The sequence below is a fragment of the Stenotrophomonas sp. EMP41 genome, assembly GCF_047495535.1.
In the GTDB taxonomy this organism is placed as follows: Bacteria; Pseudomonadota; Gammaproteobacteria; order Xanthomonadales; family Xanthomonadaceae; genus Stenotrophomonas; species Stenotrophomonas sepilia.
Genome location: NZ_CP179923.1, coordinates 4,151,879 through 4,170,452, shown reverse-complemented (window position 1 = coordinate 4,170,452; position 18,574 = coordinate 4,151,879). Strand labels below are relative to the sequence as shown.

Annotated in this window: 14 protein-coding genes; 7 read left to right on the top strand and 7 right to left on the bottom strand. The window is 67.4% G+C overall.

What is annotated here, in order from left to right:
- Positions 1 to 83 precede the first annotated feature (83 nt).
- The 5 genes from ACMGRF_RS19020 to ACMGRF_RS19000 are packed head-to-tail and all read right to left on the bottom strand — an operon-like array spanning position 84 to position 4,360.
- Positions 84 to 518, bottom strand: coding sequence for a hotdog fold thioesterase (locus ACMGRF_RS19020; RefSeq protein ID WP_049414459.1), 435 nt, complete (start codon positions 516 to 518; stop codon positions 84 to 86).
- Positions 519 to 528: 10 nt separating this feature from the next.
- The gene (locus tag ACMGRF_RS19015; RefSeq protein WP_049414458.1) at positions 529 to 2,586 is read right to left on the bottom strand and encodes a phospholipase D family protein; all 2,058 of its coding nucleotides are present in this window, start codon (positions 2,584 to 2,586) and stop codon (positions 529 to 531) included.
- Entirely contained in the window at positions 2,583 to 3,200 is a 618-nt protein-coding gene (locus tag ACMGRF_RS19010) for a YceI family protein (RefSeq protein WP_005420984.1), read from the bottom strand. The genes ACMGRF_RS19015 and ACMGRF_RS19010 overlap by 4 nt, the downstream gene beginning before the upstream one ends.
- Before the next feature lie 4 nt (positions 3,201 to 3,204).
- On the bottom strand, positions 3,205 to 3,681 hold the full coding sequence (locus tag ACMGRF_RS19005; RefSeq protein WP_005420985.1) for a SixA phosphatase family protein: 477 nt from the start codon (positions 3,679 to 3,681) through the stop codon (positions 3,205 to 3,207).
- 49 nt (positions 3,682 to 3,730) lie between these two features.
- Positions 3,731 to 4,360, bottom strand: coding sequence for a ParA family protein (locus ACMGRF_RS19000; RefSeq protein ID WP_049414457.1), 630 nt, complete (start codon positions 4,358 to 4,360; stop codon positions 3,731 to 3,733).
- 123 nt (positions 4,361 to 4,483) lie between these two features.
- On the opposite strand from ACMGRF_RS19000, the gene ACMGRF_RS18995 reads away from it, so the two are divergent.
- On the top strand, positions 4,484 to 5,968 hold the full coding sequence (locus ACMGRF_RS18995; protein WP_005420987.1) for an AAA family ATPase: 1,485 nt from the start codon (positions 4,484 to 4,486) through the stop codon (positions 5,966 to 5,968).
- 356 nt (positions 5,969 to 6,324) lie between these two features.
- On the opposite strand, the gene ACMGRF_RS18990 is transcribed toward ACMGRF_RS18995, so the two are convergent.
- The gene (locus ACMGRF_RS18990) at positions 6,325 to 6,960 is read right to left on the bottom strand and encodes a tetratricopeptide repeat protein (protein WP_049414456.1); all 636 of its coding nucleotides are present in this window, start codon (positions 6,958 to 6,960) and stop codon (positions 6,325 to 6,327) included.
- Between the two features lie 171 nt (positions 6,961 to 7,131).
- Here ACMGRF_RS18990 and ACMGRF_RS18985 point away from each other — a divergent pair, with 171 nt between their 5' ends.
- The gene (locus ACMGRF_RS18985; protein WP_414485480.1) at positions 7,132 to 10,818 is read left to right on the top strand and encodes an indolepyruvate ferredoxin oxidoreductase family protein; all 3,687 of its coding nucleotides are present in this window, start codon (positions 7,132 to 7,134) and stop codon (positions 10,816 to 10,818) included.
- Positions 10,819 to 10,900: 82 nt separating this feature from the next.
- Here ACMGRF_RS18985 and ACMGRF_RS18980 read toward each other — a convergent pair whose 3' ends face one another.
- On the bottom strand, positions 10,901 to 11,515 hold the full coding sequence (locus ACMGRF_RS18980; protein WP_414485479.1) for a DUF938 domain-containing protein: 615 nt from the start codon (positions 11,513 to 11,515) through the stop codon (positions 10,901 to 10,903).
- A 699-nt stretch (positions 11,516 to 12,214) separates the two neighbouring features.
- Between ACMGRF_RS18980 and ACMGRF_RS18975 the strand changes: the two genes are divergently transcribed.
- The 5 genes from ACMGRF_RS18975 to ACMGRF_RS18955 are packed head-to-tail and all read left to right on the top strand — an operon-like array spanning position 12,215 to position 18,573.
- Positions 12,215 to 13,846: a TldD/PmbA family protein gene (locus tag ACMGRF_RS18975; RefSeq protein WP_061479899.1), complete on the top strand. Its 1,632-nt coding sequence runs from the start codon at positions 12,215 to 12,217 to the stop codon at positions 13,844 to 13,846.
- A 30-nt stretch (positions 13,847 to 13,876) separates the two neighbouring features.
- Positions 13,877 to 15,511 (top strand): TldD/PmbA family protein, encoded by a 1,635-nt coding sequence (locus tag ACMGRF_RS18970; protein WP_061479900.1) that lies wholly within the window; start codon positions 13,877 to 13,879, stop codon positions 15,509 to 15,511.
- Positions 15,512 to 15,531: 20 nt separating this feature from the next.
- Complete coding sequence (locus ACMGRF_RS18965) at positions 15,532 to 16,866, top strand: TldD/PmbA family protein (RefSeq protein WP_049416132.1); 1,335 nt, start codon at positions 15,532 to 15,534, stop codon at positions 16,864 to 16,866.
- On the top strand, positions 16,866 to 17,573 hold the full coding sequence (locus ACMGRF_RS18960; RefSeq protein WP_005421001.1) for a DUF4159 domain-containing protein: 708 nt from the start codon (positions 16,866 to 16,868) through the stop codon (positions 17,571 to 17,573). The genes ACMGRF_RS18965 and ACMGRF_RS18960 overlap by 1 nt, the downstream gene beginning before the upstream one ends.
- A 16-nt stretch (positions 17,574 to 17,589) precedes the next feature.
- Complete coding sequence (locus ACMGRF_RS18955; protein ID WP_049416131.1) at positions 17,590 to 18,573, top strand: AAA family ATPase; 984 nt, start codon at positions 17,590 to 17,592, stop codon at positions 18,571 to 18,573.
- Position 18,574: the final 1 nt, after the last annotated feature.

The following is an 18,574-nucleotide window of genomic DNA, read 5'->3' as shown; positions in this document are numbered from 1 at the left end:
GCCGATTTAGGCCATAACACCCATCGACCGGGGCAATCGGCGGGGAACGCTGGGTTCCGCTGCCGTCACCGGCCGTCCGGGGCTCAGCCGTGGCCGGCCGCCACCACCGCCAGGGTCAGCCGCGAGATGCACACCAGGCGGCCCTGCTCGTCCTCGATGCGGATCTCCCACAGCTGGGTGCTGCGGCCGACGTGCAGTGCGCGTGCGGTGCCGGTCACGGTGCCCGAGCGCACGGCGCGTACATGGTTGGCGTTGATCTCCAGCCCTACGCAGATCTGTTTGGCAGTATCCACGCACAGGTTGCCGGCGCTGCTGCCCAGGGTCTCGGCCAGCACCACCGACGCGCCGCCATGCAGGATGCCGTAGGGCTGGCGGGTGCGCTCGTCCACCGGCATGGTGGCCTGCAGCCAGTCATCACCGGCCGCGCTGAAGACGATGCCCAGCGACTCGATCGCGGTGTTGCGGCTGAGCGTGTTGAGCTGCTCGAGGGAAACGGCTTCGCGGAACACCAGGGTCATGCGGGCACCTTCAGAGGATGGGAACGAGGCCGGCGCCGAATGCGGTCAGCATGCGTACCAGCAGCCATTTCGGGCCGACATTGACTTCGGGGAAATCGCCCACGGCGACATAGCAGCGGTGGAAGTCCGGGTCCTGCCGGGGCAGCGGCCGCGGGCAGTCCGGGCCGGGCTTGAACTCGTAGTCGGTGGCATAGCGCCACGGCCAGAAGTCGAGGATCGGCAGTGCTTCGGAGGCCTTGCCGACGCTGTAGTTGAGCCCGGACAGCACCGGCGGCTTGGCCCGCGGCGCCACCGTCCACGAATTCTGCGGGTGGGTGTCGCGCAGGATGCTCTCGGCCAGCTGCTCGGCGAAGGCCGGGTCATCGATGATCACCGCACCTTCGGTGTTGTAGTTCTCGCTGCGCGGATCGAAGTTGTGGGTGCCGACCACGCCGATGCGGCGATCGACCACCAGCGACTTGGCATGCAGGCCCATGCGCGCGCCCTTGCGGGTGACCGGCAACGGCTTGTTGACCGCCTTGCTGCCCAGGAAGGAGGGCCGGGTCTCGGTGCGCAGCAGGCGGGTCTCGACCTCGCTGCCGGCCGCGCGGCGGCGCTCGCGTGCGTTCTGGTAGGCACTGCCGGTGCGCGGGTGGTTCACCGCCCCCTGCTTGCCGGCGGGTGCCGGGTGCTCATCGCGATCGCGGCTGTCGCCGGCATTGCTGCCCGCGGCGCTGCCGCCGATCAGCGGATTGCGCCCGCCGTCGTCGTCACCCCCGGGCGCGGCGATCGGATCAGGCAACAGGTTGCGGTAGTCGACCGGTGCATCCAGCGGGAACGGCTTGTACTCGAAGATGTTGAAGCCCAGTTCGCGCATGTTGCGCCGCTTGTACTTGTACGACAGCGCATACACGATCGGGTTGTCGGTGGCCGCCAGGCTGTTGCTGGACACCACTACCCGCGGCGGCTGCGGGCGCTTGCGCAGCTCGCGGAACAGCTTCTGCGCCGGCTTGGACAGCACCAGGTACGGGGTCTGCAGGATCACTTCCTCCTGCGCGCCGGCGATCAGCGCATCCAGCTGCGGCTCGGTCACGTGCTGGCCCGCCAGTGGCGCATCGGCCTTCTCGCGCCGGTGCTTGCGCGGCAGGTCGGCGACATAGCGCACCGAGGCCACCGGCAAGGCGGTATCGACGAAGGAACGGCTGACGAAGTCGATGTCATTGGCTTCGGCGCTGACCCGCTGCACCCGCTCGGGGCGGCGGAAGCTGGCCGGCGGCAGGGTCGGCACGCCCTCGCGCAGCAGGGTGCGGCCGACATCGTTCAGGCGCTCGGCCGGCACGCTGCGCCTGGCATGCCAGAAGGCATCGAAGTTGGCGGCCATCGCCCGCGCCTCCGGGCCGGCGATCAGCACGTCGCGGTCGCGGAAGTTGTACTCGCGGTCCCAGTCGTAATAGTCGTCCTGGTAGTTGCGGCCACCGACCACGCCGATCGCATCGTCGATCACCAGCAGCTTGTTGTGCATGCGCTGGTTGAAGCGGCGGAAGCAGCACAGCACGCTGCCGGCATAGTCGAAGTAGTTCAGCCGGGCCTTGCCGAAGGTCGGGTTGTAGACCCGCAGCTGGAAGTTCTGGTGCGCGCCGGACAGCGCGCCGAGGATCTGCAGGTCGGAGATCGCCGAGAGCTGGTCGATCAGCACGCGCACCTTCACCCCGCGCCGCGATGCAGCCAGCAGCTCGTCGATGACCAGCCGGGCGCTGTCGTCCTTGTCGAAGATGTAGGTCTGCAGGTCGATGCTGCGGGTAGCGCTGCGCAGCAGGTTCAGGCGCGCCACCAGCGCACCTTCGCCCTCGTCGAGCAGGGTGGCGTAGTGGCGCGGCTGTTCGGGGGTGGATTCGGTGAACGCCCGGCCGGCCAGCGCTCGCAGCGGTGAGTCCTGCGCGCAGCGGTCGGCGCGCTGGCAGCCGACCACGGTCGAGCGCGCCTGCACGGCGATCGCTTCGGCACGATCGCGCTCGGCATGCGAAAGCGATGCACAACCGCTGCCCAGCAACACCGTTGCCAGCGCCAGTAAACGCAGCAGGAGGTTCACGGTTTCGGCGCCTCGCTCAGGCGCGCACGTAATACGAAGGTCACTCGGTCACTCAGGGCTAGCTGCCAGCTGTCCATTCCATACCGGCCTCGCTGCACGGTACCGCGGCTGACGACATCGCAATCATAGCCGGGTCGGGCGCACTCCGCCTTCTCGACCCGCAGCGACTCGGGGTGGCTGACGCCGCGCAGGGTCAGCCGGCCGTTGATGTCGCCGCCCTGTTCCACCGTCTCCGGCCAGTACGGCAGCGAGTCGAACTCGACCACCGGATGGCGCCCGGCATCGAAGAACTCTTCGCCGCGCATCCAGCCGGTGTAGCGCGCCTTGCCAGGGATCTCCACCGAACGGGTGAACATCTTCAGGTGCACCTGGTGGCGCCCGTCGGACAGGATCTCGATGCGCCCCTCGAAGTGCGGGAACACGCCTTCGATGCGCTGGCCGAAACGGGTCCGCACCTCGAAACCGATCCGCGAGCGCTGGGTATCCAGGCGCAGTACCCGCGGCGCTTCGGCGGACACCGGCGGCAACGGGGTAGGTGGGGGCACAGCGGCCCAGGCCGGGCCAAGCGCCAGCAACGCGGGCAGCAGAAAGCGGCTGCGCCGCGCCTGGCTCATCGGATCACGGCCACCAGAACGCGTTCAGGCTGGCCACGCCCGGTTCGATCGAGACCTCGCGCGGGAAGCCGAGGACCGCCACGCCGCCCGGCGGCATGCCGCGGTAGTCGCTGCTGGTGCCGTCGGTCATCAGGGCCACCAGCTGCTCCAGGCCCGGGTTGTGGCCCACGATCAGCACCCGGTCCAGGTCGCGACGCTCGTCCACCAGCGCCGCCAGGGTGCCCGGGGTGGCTTCGTAGATCCGGTCTTCCAGGCGCTTCTCAACATAGCCGATGGCCGTCATCACCGCTTCCAGGGTCTCACGGGTACGTCGCGACGGCGAGCACAGCACGCAGTCCGGCAACAGGTTGTTTTCCTTCAACCACTTGCCGGCGGCTTCAGCTTCGGCCAGCCCTACCGGCGACAGCGGCCGGTCGAGGTCGGCCTGGCCGGAAACGGCGGGTTCGGCATGGGCATGGCGCAGCAGGATCAGTTCACGCATCGCGGGTTTCCATGGAGAAGAGGATGCAGCAGGAGAAGTGAGGCAGGCATCAAAGCTTGAGCCAGGACAGCAGCGGTTCCCAGTCGGCCTGGTGTTCACGCACCTGGGCGGAGCGATAGTCGAACAGGCTGCGGCCCAGGCCGGTCATGACCACGTAGCTCTGGCTGTCACGCAGCTGCGCGACCACCGGGTACGGCCATTCGGCCAGCATCTGCAATGCCTGCTGCGAGGTCTGCGTCCAGGGTTTGGTGCGGTTGAGGACCAGCCCCACCGGCAGCTTGCGGCTGTGCACGCGCGGGTTCTGGGCCAGGCTGTTGAGGAAGCCGACGATGGCTTCGATATCCAGCGCCGAGGGCAATACCGGCACCACCACGGCATCGGCCGCGTCCAGGAAATGGGGGATATCGTCGGCCAGCGCACCGGCTGGTGCATCGATGATGACGGTATCGGTACCGTCGGGCAGCTTCTGCGCCCACTGCTTCTTCCGATACACATCGACGGGGAGCACCGCGCTTTCCAGCCCGGCACGCCGTTGTGCCCAGCGGGTGCTGGAGCCCTGCGGGTCGGCATCGGCGATCACCGTGGCCTTGCCCTGCAATGCCGCGTACGCGGCCAGGTGGGTGGCGACGGTGGTCTTGCCCACCCCGCCCTTGGAACCGGCCACCAGGATCGTCTTCATGCCAGCCTCGCTTCCGGGTACGTGCCCCGAGCGTACACCGGCGGTGGTGACGGGAGGTAGCGCCGTGCTGAACCAGTGGCCATCGCCTTTGCTATCGTGGCGCCCCCGAAGGATCGAACCGGCATGAGCGAACTGCAGGACCTGAGCGCACTGATCCGCGCCAATACCCCCCTGATCGTGATCGAGACCCAGGATGAGGGGCGCATCGTCGAACTGTTCCGGCAGACGCTGATGCACGTGTGGCGGGCCCTGCACCGCTGGTCCATCACCGAGGGCCTGCGCCGCATCGACCTGGACCGCGAGGATCCTCCTGTCGGCCCGCCCGATGCCAGCGCCGCGCTGCAGATGATCCGCCAGGCCGACCAGCGCGGTGTCTACCTGCTGCTCGATTTCCACCCCTACCTGGGCTATGCCAGCCACCAGCGCGCACTGCGCGACCTGATCCAGCGCCGCCACAGCGAACCGCACGTGCTGGTGCTGATCGGCGCCAAGGTCGAGCTGCCGGCCGAGCTGGAAGCACTGGCGGTGCGCTTCAACCCGCGCCTGCCCGATGCCAACGCCCTGCTGAAGATGCTGCGCGAGGAGGCCGATGCCTATGCGCGCGAACACGGCGGCCGCCGTGTCGAGGTCGACAGCGAGGCGGTGAAGAAGATCCTGAAGAACCTGCAGGGCCTGAGCCTGGTCGATGCCCGCCGCATCGCCCGCCAGCTGATCTACGCCGATGGCGCGCTGCGCGACGACGACCTGCCGCAGCTGGCACGGCTGAAGTTCGAGCTGCTCAACCGCAGCGGCCACCTGTTCTTCGAGCACGACAGCGCGCGCTTCGGCGACGTGGCCGGCGCCAACCGGCTCAAGCGCTGGATCAGCCAGCGCCGGGTGGCCTTCATCGCCGGCTCGGCACCGGCCGGCCTGGACCCGCCGCGCGGCATGCTGCTGCTGGGCGTGCAGGGCTGCGGCAAATCAATGCTGGCCAAGGCCACCGCCGCCGGCTTCGGTGTACCGCTGCTGCGCCTGGACGTGGGTGCGCTGTACAACAAGTATCACGGCGAGACCGAGGCCAACCTGCGCCAGGCGCTGGCCTCGGCCGAGCAGCTGGCGCCCTGCGTGCTGTGGATGGACGAGATCGAGAAGGGCCTGGCCAGTGGTGGCGAGGACGGTGGCGTATCACGCCGTGTACTCGGCTACCTGCTGACCTGGATGGCCGAACGCAAGGCGCCGGTGTTCATCGTTGCCACGGCCAACCAGGTGCACGAGCTGCCGGCCGAACTGCTGCGCAAGGGCCGTTTCGACGAGATCTTCTTCGTTGACCTGCCCACGCCGGAGGTGCGCGTGGAACTGCTGCGGCTGCACCTGGGCCGGCGCCAGCTCAATGGTGACGACTTCGCGCTGCCGGCGTTGGCGGCCGCGGCGAATGGTTTCTCCGGCGCGGAGATCGAGCAGGCGATCGTGGCCGGGCTGTATGCAGCGCACGCCGAAGGCCGGCCGCTGGACACCGAGCTGCTGATGAATGAGATCCGCGCGACCCGACCGCTGTCGGTGCTGATGGCCGAGCAGGTAGAGGCACTGCGGGCATGGGCGTCGGGGCGGACGGTTTCCGCAGACGATTGAGGGGTTTCCAGCGAACGGCGCAGCCCCTCGTGGCGGCTGGTTGGCTGTGAACATCAAAAGCCGCGCTTGGCCGGGCGGGGTGGATTCGCGTTGGCTGGCCGCTCTTGAGCGCATGGGGTCAGATCCGTTTTCCTCTGGAAAACGGATCTGACCCCAGTTCGATTTCTATCCCGGGCAGATCAGTGAGCCGCATGGATGCGGCGACCAAGCCCCCATGGATGGGTTTACGGCGGCCCCGCAAACCCACAGTGCCCCGCCATCCCTCAGGAAACCCGCTTTGGCTTTGGCTTTGGCTTTGGCTTTGGCTCCAGCCCTTGCTTCTGCGGGTGCCGGGTGCAACCCGGCCCCCCCTTCCCTCAGGGCCAGGCCGGCGGGGCGGCCGCCCAGGCCTGCTGCACTTCCGCCAGCGAAGCACGCTCGTCGTCGCGCCACAACGGCAACAACTGCGCATAGCGGCTGCTGTCGCTCCATTGCGTCGGCTCGGTACGCACTGCGGCGGCATACCACTGCACCGCCTCCTGCTTCCGCCCGGCCCGCCACAGCGCCAGCGCATAGGTCGGTGGCAACCAGCCCGGCTTGCTCAGCGAACCACCGGCAGCCGCCTGCCATTGCTCCAGGGCGGCTTCGGGCTGGCCCTGACGCAGCAGGTCCCACCCGTAGTTCCAGCGCACGCCACGGCCCAAGCTGCCCTGCACCGGCGCATCCTTCAGCGCTTCGCGATACAGCTGTTCACCCAGTTCGGTACGGCCCTGGGCAATGGCCACCGACGCCAGCTGCACGGTGGCCTCCACGGTCCGCCGGCCGCGCTCGCGCTGCTTGAGCAGCTGCGCCACCAGCGCATCCCCGTCGGACTGGACCACGATCATGGGCACGGCGGCCGCATCGCTGTCGAAGTAGAACTCCTGTGGTGCCGGCACCGCCGGCGCGGCCCACACCGGGGCCGCTCCCGAGACCAGCAGCATGCTGCCCAGGATCTTTCCTGCAACTGACATCCCTTCTCCCCAGGCCGCAACTGCAGCCTCCCTCTCTCTCTCCCCGATCCTAACCCCAGCATGGCCGCCGGCGCGAGTGCCGGGGCGGCCGGGCCTCGCTGCTACAATTCGCGCCTTTCCCGCCGCGTGCCTGCACGCGGCCGGTGCCAGCCGATCCTGACCGGGCCAGCCATGACCAGTACCGCGCAACTCACGTCGCCCTCCTCCACCGACCTGATCGACCGTGACTACACGCTCGACCACAAGTACACCCGCAACGAGGGGCGGATCTATCTGAGTGGCGTGCAGGCGCTGGTGAAGCTGCCGCTGATGCAGCGGCTGCGCGACGCGCACCAGGGCATCGACAGCGCCGGCTTCGTCAGTGGCTACCGTGGCAGCCCGCTGGGCGGCTTCGACCTGGAGCTGTGGCGCGCACGCAAACACCTCGACGCCGCCAAGGTGAAGTTCACCCCCGGCCTGAACGAGGACCTGGGCGCCACCATGGTGTGGGGCACCCAGCAGACCAACCTGTTCCCCGGCGCCAACGTGCAGGGCGTGTTCGGCATGTGGTACGGCAAGGGCCCGGGCGTGGACCGCTGCGGCGACGTGTTCAAGCACGCCAATGCCGCTGGCACCTCGCGCTACGGCGGGGTGCTGGCACTGGCCGCCGATGACCATGCCTGCCGCAGCTCGACCCTGCCGCATGGCAGCGAGGACGAGTTCGTCAGCGCGATGATGCCGGTACTGAATCCGGCCGGTGTGCAGGACATCCTCGACATGGGCCTGCTGGGCTGGGCGATGAGCCGCTATACCGGGCGCTGGGTCGGCTTCAAGACGATCGCCGAGACAGTCGAATCATCGGCCTCGGTCGAGGTCGACCCGATGGCGCGCCGCATCGTGCTGCCGGAGGACTTCGAGATGCCTTCGGGCGGTCTCAACATCCGCTGGCCGGACCCGCCGCTGGACCAGGAAATGCGCCTGCACCGCTATGCGGTGAAGGCCGCACAGGCGTTCGCCCGCGTCAACGGCATCGACAAGGTGGTGATGGACGCGCCGCGCGCGCGGCTGGGCATCGTCACCACCGGCAAGAGCTACCTGGACGTTCTGCAGGCGCTGGAATACCTGGGCCTGGACGAAGCCGCCTGCGCCGACATCGGCATCCGCGTGTACAAGGTCGGCATGACCTGGCCGCTGGAGCCGCAGGGCATCGCGCGCTTCGCGCAGGGCCTGGAAGACATCATCGTGGTGGAGGAAAAGCGTGCCTTCATCGAGCGCCAGATGAAGGAACAGTTCTTCAACTGGCCGGCCAGCTGGGGCCAGCGCCCGTCCATCGTCGGCAAGTATGACGAGAGCGGCGAATGGATCCTGCCGTCCACCGGCGAGCTGACCCCGGCCACCATCGCCGGCGTGATCGGCCGCCGCATCCAGAAGTTCTTCAACAACGCATCGATCGAGCAGCGGCTGCAGTGGATGCAGGAAAAGGAAGCCGAGCTGGCCCTGCCGCGCGCCAGCTTCCCGCGCGTGCCGCACTACTGCTCGGGCTGCCCGCACAACACGTCCACCAACGTGCCGGAAGGCTCGCGTGCGCTGGCCGGCATCGGTTGCCATTACATGGTGACCTGGATGGACCGCAGCACCGACACCTTCACCCACATGGGCGGCGAAGGCGTGACCTGGGCCGGGCAGGCGCCGTTCACCGACACCCCGCACGTGTTCCAGAACCTGGGCGACGGTACCTATTTCCACAGCGGCTCGCTGGCGATCCGCCAGGCGGTGGCTGCCGGGGTGAACATCACCTACAAGATCCTCTACAACGATGCGGTGGCGATGACCGGCGGACAGCCGGTGGACGGCCCGTTGAGCGTGCCGGACATTGCGCGGCAGATGCGCGCCGAAGGCATCCACACCATCGTGGTGCTGTCGGACAACATCGGCAAGTGGACCGCCCAGCGCGAACACTTCCCCAGCGATGTCGAGTTCCACGACCGCAGCGAACTGGATGAGGTGCAGAAGCGCCTGCGCGAGGTGAAGGGTGTTTCGATCCTGATCTACGAACAGACCTGTGCCACCGAGAAGCGCCGTCGCCGCAAGCGCGGCAAGCTGGAAGATCCGCAGAAGCGGGTGATGATCAACTCGCTGGTCTGCGAAGGTTGCGGCGACTGCGGCAAGAAGAGCTTCTGCGTGTCGGTGCTGCCGAAGGAAACCGAGTTCGGGCGCAAGCGCGAGATCGACCAGTCCAACTGCAACAAGGACTATTCCTGCGTGAACGGGTTCTGCCCGAGCTTCGTCACCGTGCACGGCGGCCAGCCGCGCAAGGGCAGCAAGCGCGATGCCTCCACGCTGCTGGACAACCTGCCGGCACCGACTCTCCGCGGCAGCCTGGAACAGCCCTGGAACATCCTGATCACCGGCGTCGGCGGTACCGGCGTGGTGACCATCGGTGCGCTGCTGGGCATGGCCGGCCACCTGGAAGGCAAGGGTGCGACCGTGCTCGACCAGACCGGCCTGGCGCAGAAGGGCGGCGCGGTGACCACGCATATCCGCATTGCCCGTCGCCCTGAGGACATCCATGCCGTGCGTATCGCCGCTGGCGAGGCCGACCTGGTGCTGGGCTGCGACATGGTGGTGGTCAACGACTACTGGGCGCTTTCGAAGGTGCGCGCCGGCCGTTCGCAGGTGGTGCTGAACACCTACGAAGCGATGCCGGGCACCTTCACCACCCGCCCGGACATGCAGTTCCCCGCCGCCGACATCATCGCCGGCGTGCGCGTGGCACTGGGCGGCCAGGAGCCGCTGCTGCTCGATGCCACCCAGCTGGCCACCGCGCTGCTGGGCGATGCCATTGCCGCGAACCTGTTCATCCTCGGCTACGCCTGGCAGCAGGGCCTGGTGCCGCTGTCGTTCGACTCACTGATGCGCGCCATCGAGCTCAATGGCGCCGCCGTGGCGATGAACCAGCAGGCCTTTGCCTGGGGCCGCCTGGCCGTGGTCGATCCGCAGGCCGTGCAGCAGGCGGCCGGCCTGGTGCGCAACCGCCATACCGATACCGAATCCACCCCGGGCCCGCTGCATCCGCTGCCGCCGGGCGAGTGGGAGGGCAATGAATGGGGTGCCACTGCGGCACCGCGCAACACCGGCGACGAGCGCGAACTGCGTGGCCTGCCCTCGCACGGTGGCGACGTGGCGTTCCTGCCGCTGGACGACGCCCGCCTGTCGCGCTCGCTGGATGAAATGATCGAGCGCCGCGCCGCGTTCCTGGTCGAGTACCAGGATGCCGCCTACGCCAAGCGCTACCGTGACCTGGTAGCGCGCGTGCGCGCCACCGAAGCCGACCGCATCGGCGGTTCCACTGCGCTGACCGAGACCGTGGCGCGCTACCTGTTCAAGCTGATGGCCTACAAGGACGAGTACGAAGTGGCGCGCCTGTACACCAGCGGCGACTTCCAGCGCCGCTTGCAGCAGCAGTTCGAGGGCGACTACCAGCTGCGCTTCCATCTGGCACCGCCGCTGTTTGCGAAGAAGGACGAGCAGGGCCGGCTGCTGAAGAAGGAATACGGCCCGTGGATGTTCAAGGCCTTCGGTCTGTTGGCGAAACTGAAGTTCCTGCGTGGCGGCCGCTTCGATGTGTTCGGACGCACCGAGGAGCGCCGCATGGAGCGCAAGCTGATTGCTGATTACGAGGCGACGGTGCAGGTGCTGCTGGACGGGCTGGAGGATGACCGTCTGTCGCTGGCGGTGGAGATCGCCAGTATTCCCGAGCACATCCGCGGCTTCGGCCATGTCAAGGAAGCCCACCTCGAACAGGCCAAGGCACGCGAAGCGGCCCTGCTGGCGCAGTGGCGCAACCCGAAGGCGCTGCATATCGTGCAGGTGGCTTGAGGCCGCGGAACAGGTAATGCCGGCCGCTGGCCGGCATCCGTCCTGGCAATCGGTGCCGGCCAGCGGCGGCACTACCGGCGATTCAGCCCAGCCGCCACAGCAGCAACCGGTTGTTGGCCGGCATCGCCACGTCACCCAACCGGGTAAACCCGTTGTCCGCCGCCAGCGCCTGCACCGCTTCGCTGTCGCGGATACCGCTGCGCGGGTCGCGCGCCTTCAGCCAGGCATCGAACTGCGCGTTGCTGTCGCTGGTGTAGCGACCGCCGTAGTTGAACGGGCCATACACCGCCAGCAGCGCGCCATGACGCAGTACCGCAGGCAGTGCGGCGAACAGTGCCTGCACGTGCGCCCAGCTCATGATGTGCAGGGTGTTGGCGCTGAATGCGGCGTCGAACGCGCTGCTTCCTGGAAGGTCCAGGTCCGTTGCAGGTGGCAGCTCCACCTGCAGCGCCACCGCCGGCAGCAGGTTCAGCAGCGCGGCCTCTGCACGCCAGGCCTCGATGCCGGGCAGATGGTCCGGATGGTCGCTGGGCTGCCAGCGCAGCCACGGCCAGCGCTCGGCGAAGAAGGCTGCGTGCTGGCCGGTACCACTGCCGATCTCCAGCACCCGATGGCGGTCGCCCATCCACGGGTCGAGTGCGGTGGCGATGGGTTCGCGGTTGCGCTCGCAGGCTTCTGAATACGGCTTGCTCGACATCAGGACGGTGTCCAGGCGGGGTCGGCCCCATTGTGCACGAGGGGGGTGCCTGCAGGGCTTGCAGCCCTGCACCCGCAGGAGCAACGGCAAAGGCCGAAGCAACGTCAAAAGCGGACTTGCTGTGGGTTGGCGGGGTGGGTCCGATTGCGGGGGACGCCGTAAATACGTCCCTGTAGGCTCGGTCGCGGCATCCATGGCGCTCACGCCCCCGCAACCGGACCCACCCCGCCTTCGACAGATTTCCGCCATCTGTCGGAAGTGCTCTTGGGGTCAGATCCGTTTTCCACAGGAAAACGGATCTGACCCCGGATTCATTTCGATACCTGACAGATGTGTCGACCAAGGTCGACACCTACCAACAGCCGCAGGAATCTGTCAGAGGTGGGGCGGTGTCGGATTGCGGGGTGTCAGCCGCATGGATGCGGCTGCCAAGCCTCCATGGACGGATTCACGGCGTCCCCGCAATCCGACGCCGCCCCGCCCACCCACGGAATGCCGCTCTGGCTCTGGCTCTGGCTTTGGCCGTTGCCGTTGCCGTTGCCGTTGCATTGAGCAGGTGCAGGGCGCAGCCCTGCCGAAACCCTCCCCAACCATGACTGCAGTCACTTGCCCGGTTGCGCCGCGCTGGCGAAAGTCGAGGAGTTGACGTGATCGGTCCGGCGCGTTGCCGACCGCACGCAAGCGAGAGAGAGAAACGCTGTGCAACGACGTGAGTTCCTGGCTTTTTCCGGTCTGGGCCTGGCCGGCCTGCTGCTGCCGCATTCCCGTGCCATCGCCGCCGAGCAGCTGCTGGCGCCGGTCGATACCGCCCAGCGCCGGCGCTTGGCCGAGGTCGCGCTGGCCACCGCGCGCTCGGCCAAGGCCAGCTACTGCGATGTGCGCATCGGCCGCTACCTCAACCAGTCGGTGATCACCCGCGAGCACCAGGTCGGCAATGTGACCAACCGAGAATCGTCCGGCGTGGGCGTGCGGGTGATCGTCAACGGTGCCTGGGGCTTTGCTGCAACCCACCAGCAGACCGAGGCCGCCGTGCGCGCGGCAGTCGAGCAGGCGGCGGCAATCGCCCGCGCCAACGCCAGCATCCAGACCCGCCCGGTGCAACTGGCACCCACGCCATCCGTTGGTGAAGTGCGCTGGCAGACGCCCATCCGCAGGAACGCGATGGCGGTGCCGATCCAGGACAAGGTCGAGCTGCTGCTGGCCCTCAATGCCGCTGCGCTGGATGCGGGCGCCGACTACATCAATTCCACCCTGTTCCTGGTCAACGAACAGAAGTACTTCGCCTCCAGCGACGGCTCGTTCATCGACCAGGACATCCACCGCATCTGGTTGCCGTTCACCGCCACCGCCATCGACAAGGCCAGCGGCAAATTCCGCACCCGCGCCGGCCTGTCCTCGCCGATGGGCATGGGCTATGAGTTCCTCGATGGCGATGCGCGCGGCAAGGTGCAGCTGCCCGGCGGCATCACTGCCTACCGCGATTCCTACGACCCGGTCGAGGACGCCATTGCGGCCGCCCGCCACGCACGCGAGAAACTGAAGGCGCCGTCGGTGAAGCCCGGCAAGTATGACCTGGTGCTGGACCCGTCCAACCTGTTCCTGACCATTCACGAGAACGTCGGCCACCCGCTGGAGCTGGACCGCGTGCTCGGTTACGAAGCCAACTACGCCGGCACCAGCTTCGCCACGCTGGACAAGCGCGATGCGGGTTTCCGCTGGGGCAGCGACATCGTCACCTTCTTCGCCGACAAGACCCAGCCCGGCAGCCTGGGTGCGGTCGGCTACGACGACGAAGGCGTAAAGACACAGCGCTGGGACCTGGTGCGCGACGGCATCCTGGTCGACTACCAGGCCACCCGCGATGAAGCCCACATCCTCGGCCGCGATGCATCGCATGGCTGCAGCTATGCCGATTCCTGGTCCAGCGTGCAGTTCCAGCGCATGGCCAATGTCTCGCTGGCGCCGGGCAAGCAACCGCTCAGCGTCGAGGACATGATCAAGGACGTGGAGAACGGCATCTACATCCACGGCCGCGGTTCGTATTCGATCGACCAGCAGCGCTACAACGCGCAGTTCGGCGGCCAGCTGTACTACCAGATCAAGGACGGAAAGATCGCCGGCATGGTTGAGGATGCGGCCTACCAGATCCGCACGCCGGAATTCTGGAACGCCTGCACCGCCATCTGCGATGAACGCGACTTCCGGCTGGGCGGTTCGTTCTTCGATGGCAAGGGCCAGCCCGGACAGGTCTCGGCGGTCTCGCACGGTTCGTCCACCACCCGCTTCAACGGCATCAACATCATCAACACCGCGCGCAGTCTCGGCGCTTGAGCCACCCATCCTTCGACATGGAGAGCAGCCTTGCAAAGACGTGACTTCCTGGCCCTGACCGGGCTTACCGCGGGCGGGCTGATCGTGCCCTCCTTCTTCGGCAAGGTGATCGCCGCCGAGCAGCTGCAGAGCACGCTGGACCTGGGGCTGAAGAAGCGCCTGGCCGATGCGGCGCTGGCCGCCGCCCGCCAGGCCGGTGCCACCTACTGCGACGTGCGCATCGGCCGCTACCTGCGGCAGTTCGTGATCACCCGCGAGGACAAGGTGCAGAACGTGGTGAACACCGAGTCCACCGGCGTCGGCATCCGCGTGATCGTCAATGGTGCGTGGGGCTTTGCCGCCACCAACGCGCTGGGCACCGCCGACGTGGCCAAGGCAGCGCAGCAGGCGGCCGCGATCGCCAAGGCCAACGCCGGCGTGCAGACCGCGCCGGTGCAGCTGGCCAAGGCGCCGGGCGTGGGTGAGGTGAGCTGGCGCACGCCGATCCGCAAGAATGCGATGGAGGTGCCGATCAAGGACAAGGTCGGCCTGCTGCTGGACGTCAACGCCGCCGCAATGGGCGCCGGTGCCAGCTTCGTCAACTCGATGCTGTTCCTGGTCAACGAGCAGAAGTACTTCGCCTCCACCGACGGCTCCTACATCGACCAGGACGTGCATCGCATCTGGGCGCCGATGACGGTCACCGCCATCGACAAGGCCAGCGGCAAGTTCCGCACCCGTTCGGGCCTGTCCTCGCCGATGGGCCTGGGCTACGAGTACCTGGACGGTGCCGCCGCGGGCAAGGTGGTCAGCCCCAATGGCGTGGTCAACTACAGTTCTTCCTACGACATGAAGGAAGACGCCATCGCCGCCGCCCGGCAGGCGCAGGAAAAGCTGAAGGCACCGTCGGTGAAGCCGGGCAAGTACGACCTGGTGCTCGATCCGTCGCACACCTGGCTGACCATCCACGAGTCGATCGGCCACCCGCTGGAACTGGACCGCGTGCTCGGCTACGAAGCCAACTACGCCGGCACCAGCTTCGCCACCCTGGACAAGCGCGAACAGCGTTTCCAGTACGGCAGCGAGCTGGTCAACATCTTCGCCGACAAGACCCAGCCGGGCAGCCTCGGCGCCGTGGCATACGACGATGAAGGCGTGAAGTGCAAGCGCTGGGACCTGATCAGCAACGGCAAGCTGGTGGACTACCAGACCATCCGCGACCAGGCCCACATCCTCGGCAAGACCGAGTCCGACGGCTGCTGCTATGCCGACTCGTGGTCCAGCGTGCAGTTCCAGCGCATGGCCAACGTGTCGATGGCACCGGGCAAGAAGCCGCTGAGCGTGCCGGACCTGATCAAGGACGTGGAGAACGGCATCTACATCATCGGTGATGGTTCGTTCTCTATCGACCAGCAGCGCTACAACGCGCAGTTCGGCGGTCAGCTGTTCTACGAGATCAAGAACGGCCAGATCACCCGCATGCTGGAAGACGTGGCCTACCAGATCCGCACGCCGGAATTCTGGAACGCCTGTACCGCCGTGGCCGACGAGCGCGACTACCGCCTGGGCGGCTCGTTCTTCGACGGCAAGGGCCAGCCGGGCCAGGTCTCGGCGGTCTCGCACGGCTCGTCCACCGCGCGCTTCAACGGCATCAACGTCATCAACACCGCACGCAGCCTCGGCTGACCGGTCAGGAGCCCTTACACATGAGTATCTTCACCGAAGCCCAGGCCAAGGCCATCCTCGACAAGGTCATCGCCCTGTCCAAGGCCGACGAGTGCACCGCCGTGCTGGCCGGTGCGATCAGCGGCAACATCCGTTTCGCGCTGAACAATGTCTCCACCAGCGGCATCGTCGACAACACCGAGCTGGCGGTCACCGTCGCCTTCGGCAAGCGCGTGGGCACCGCCTCGATCAACGAGTTCGACGACGCCGCGCTGGAACGCGTGGTACGCCGTGCCGAAGACCTGGCCCGCCTGGCCCCGGAGAACCCGGAGTTCATGCCGGCCATCGGCAAGCAGAGCTACCGCGCCAGCCCGACCTTCAGCGAATCCACCGCCGCGATCGATCCAGCCTTCCGTGCCAAGGTCGCTGCCGATTCGATCGCCCCGTGCCGCGGCCACGGCCTGATCGCCGCCGGCTTCCTGGAGGACGGCCAGGGCTTCCAGGCCACCGCCAACAGCAACGGCAACTTCGCTTACCAGCGCACCACCAACTTCGACTACACCTGCACCGTGCGTACCGAAGATGGCCGCGGTTCGGGCTGGGTCGGCCGCAACCTGAAGGATGCTGCCGACTTCAAGGCCGACCAGGACATCCGCATCGCCATGCGCAAGGCCACCGAGTCGGCCGAAGCCAAGGCGCTGGAACCGGGCAAGTACACGGTGATCCTGGAGCCGGCCGCGGCGGCGGGCCTGATCAGCTTCATGATGAACTTCTTCAGTGCACGCTCGGCCGATGAAGGCCGCAGCTTCCTGTCGAAGAAGGGCGGCGGCAACAAGCTGGGCGAGCAGGTCTACGACCCGCGCGTGACCATGATCGCCGACCCGTGGCATCCGGAGGCGCCGGTGCTGCCGTGGGACAACGAGGGCCTGCCGCGCGAGCGCATGGCGATCATCGAGAACGGCAGGATCGCCAACCTGGACTACTCGCGCTTCTGGGCGCAGAAGCAGGGCAAGACCGCCAAGGCCTCGCCGGGCAACCTGCTGATGAGCGGTGGCGACAAGAGCACCGCCGAGCTGGTGCGCGGCACCCAGAAGGGCATCCTGGTCACGCGTACCTGGTACATCCGCATGGTCGATCCGCAGACCGTGCTGCTGACCGGCCTGACCCGCGACGGCACCTTCTATATCGAGAACGGCCAGATCAAGCACCCGGTGAAGAACTTCCGCTTCAACGAGTCGCCGGTGATCATGCTCAACAACATCGAAGAGCTGGGCAAGCCGGTGCGTGTGGCCGGTGATGAATCCAGCTTCGTGATGATGATCCCGCCGATGAAGCTGCGCGATTTCACCTTCACCTCGCTGTCCGACGCGGTCTGATGGATCGCCGGGCCTGCCTGCGCTGGTTGGCCGCTGCCGCTTCGGCGGCGGCGCTGCCGGCCTGGGCACAGGCAGGCCCGCGCAGTTCGCGCTACGACTTCTGGTTCACCCGCCTGCAGTACGACTCCGGTGACTGGGACGTGGACGCGCGCATGCCATCCAACCTGATCACCTCGCTGATCGACTACACCTCGCTGCGGGTGGACCCGCAGGAACACGTGGTCGCCCTGGCCGACCCGCGCATGCTGGAAGCGCCGTTCTGCTACCTGGCCGGGCACACGCTGGTGGAGTTCAACGCCGCTGAACGGCAGAACTTCGTGCGCTACGTGCGCAATGGCGGCTTCGTCTTCGTCGACGACTGCAACCATGACATCGACGGCCTGTTCGCCACCTCGTTCGAAGCACAGATGGGCCGGCTGTTCGGCCCGAAGGCATTGCAGAAACTGCCCAACAGCCACGCGCTGTACCGCAGTTTCTTCCGCTTCCCGGACGGTCCGCCCGCCACCAGCTTCGAACTCAACGGCTGGGGCGACGACCTGGTGCACGACTATCTGAAAGGCATCGAGGTCGATGGTCGGCTGGGCCTGCTCTACAGCAACAAGGACTATGGCTGCGAGTGGGACTACGACTGGCGCAACAAGCGCTTCCTGGCCGAAGACAACACCCGCTTTGGCGTCAACATCGTGATGTACGCGCTGAACAATTGACAGGACCTGCACGCCCATGAACGCCTCCGACCTCGATTCCCTGCTGCCGCGCCTGGATGAACTGCGCGCCGCGCTCGCACGCGCGGTGGTGGGCCAGCACACGGTGGTCGAGCAGCTGCTGATCGGTCTGCTGGCCGGCGGCCACTGTCTGCTGGAAGGTGCGCCCGGGCTCGGCAAGACCCTGTTGGTACGGTCGCTCGGCCAAGCATTGGAACTGCAGTTCCGGCGCGTGCAGTTCACCCCCGACCTGATGCCCAGCGACATTCTCGGCACCGAGCTGCTGGAGGAAGACCACGGCACCGGCCATCGCCATTTCCGCTTCCAGCAGGGCCCGATCTTCACCCACCTGCTGCTGGCCGACGAACTCAACCGCACCCCGCCCAAGACCCAGGCCGCACTGCTGGAGGCAATGCAGGAACGCACCGTCAGCTACGCCGGTACCACCTACGCACTGCCCGCGCCGTTCTTCGTGCTGGCCACGCAGAACCCGATCGAGCAGGCCGGCACCTACCCGCTGCCGGAGGCGCAGCTGGACCGCTTCCTGCTGCACGTGCTGGTGGATTACCCCAGCGAAGACGAGGAGCGGCGGATCCTGGAACAGACCACCGGCGGTGCCACCGACGCGGTGCCGAAGGTGATGGATGCCGAGGCGGTGATCGCCCTGCAGGCCGCCGTACGCCAGGTGCATGTCAGCCCCGACGTGCTGGCCTGGATCACCCGCCTGGTGCGCGCCAGCCGGCCAGGCGACGGCGCCCCGGCAGCGATCAACCAATGGGTGAAGTGGGGCGCCGGCCCGCGCGCCGGGCAGTCGCTGGTGCTCGCGGCAAAAGCGCGCGCATTGCTGCAGGGCCGCTTCGCCGCCACCCGCGAGGATGTGCAGGCGCTGGCCGCACCGGTGATGCGCCATCGCCTGCTGCTGTCGTTTGCCGCCGAGGCCGAGCAGAAGCGTGCCGACGACGTGGTCGCCGCGCTGCTGCAGGCCGTGCCGTTCCCGGGTTGAG

Coding starts and splice junctions, on each gene's coding strand:
- ACMGRF_RS18955 (WP_049416131.1), top strand. CDS start 17,590: ATGAACGCCTCCGACCTCGATTCCCTGCTGCCGCGCCTGGATGAACTG.
- ACMGRF_RS18980 (WP_414485479.1), bottom strand. CDS start 11,515: ATGTCGAGCAAGCCGTATTCAGAAGCCTGCGAGCGCAACCGCGAACCC.
- ACMGRF_RS18965 (WP_049416132.1), top strand. CDS start 15,532: ATGAGTATCTTCACCGAAGCCCAGGCCAAGGCCATCCTCGACAAGGTC.
- ACMGRF_RS19000 (WP_049414457.1), bottom strand. CDS start 4,360: ATGAAGACGATCCTGGTGGCCGGTTCCAAGGGCGGGGTGGGCAAGACC.
- ACMGRF_RS18960 (WP_005421001.1), top strand. CDS start 16,866: ATGGATCGCCGGGCCTGCCTGCGCTGGTTGGCCGCTGCCGCTTCGGCG.
- ACMGRF_RS19010 (WP_005420984.1), bottom strand. CDS start 3,200: ATGAGCCAGGCGCGGCGCAGCCGCTTTCTGCTGCCCGCGTTGCTGGCG.
- ACMGRF_RS19020 (WP_049414459.1), bottom strand. CDS start 518: ATGACCCTGGTGTTCCGCGAAGCCGTTTCCCTCGAGCAGCTCAACACG.
- ACMGRF_RS18990 (WP_049414456.1), bottom strand. CDS start 6,960: ATGTCAGTTGCAGGAAAGATCCTGGGCAGCATGCTGCTGGTCTCGGGA.
- ACMGRF_RS19005 (WP_005420985.1), bottom strand. CDS start 3,681: ATGCGTGAACTGATCCTGCTGCGCCATGCCCATGCCGAACCCGCCGTT.
- ACMGRF_RS18985 (WP_414485480.1), top strand. CDS start 7,132: ATGACCAGTACCGCGCAACTCACGTCGCCCTCCTCCACCGACCTGATC.
- ACMGRF_RS18995 (WP_005420987.1), top strand. CDS start 4,484: ATGAGCGAACTGCAGGACCTGAGCGCACTGATCCGCGCCAATACCCCC.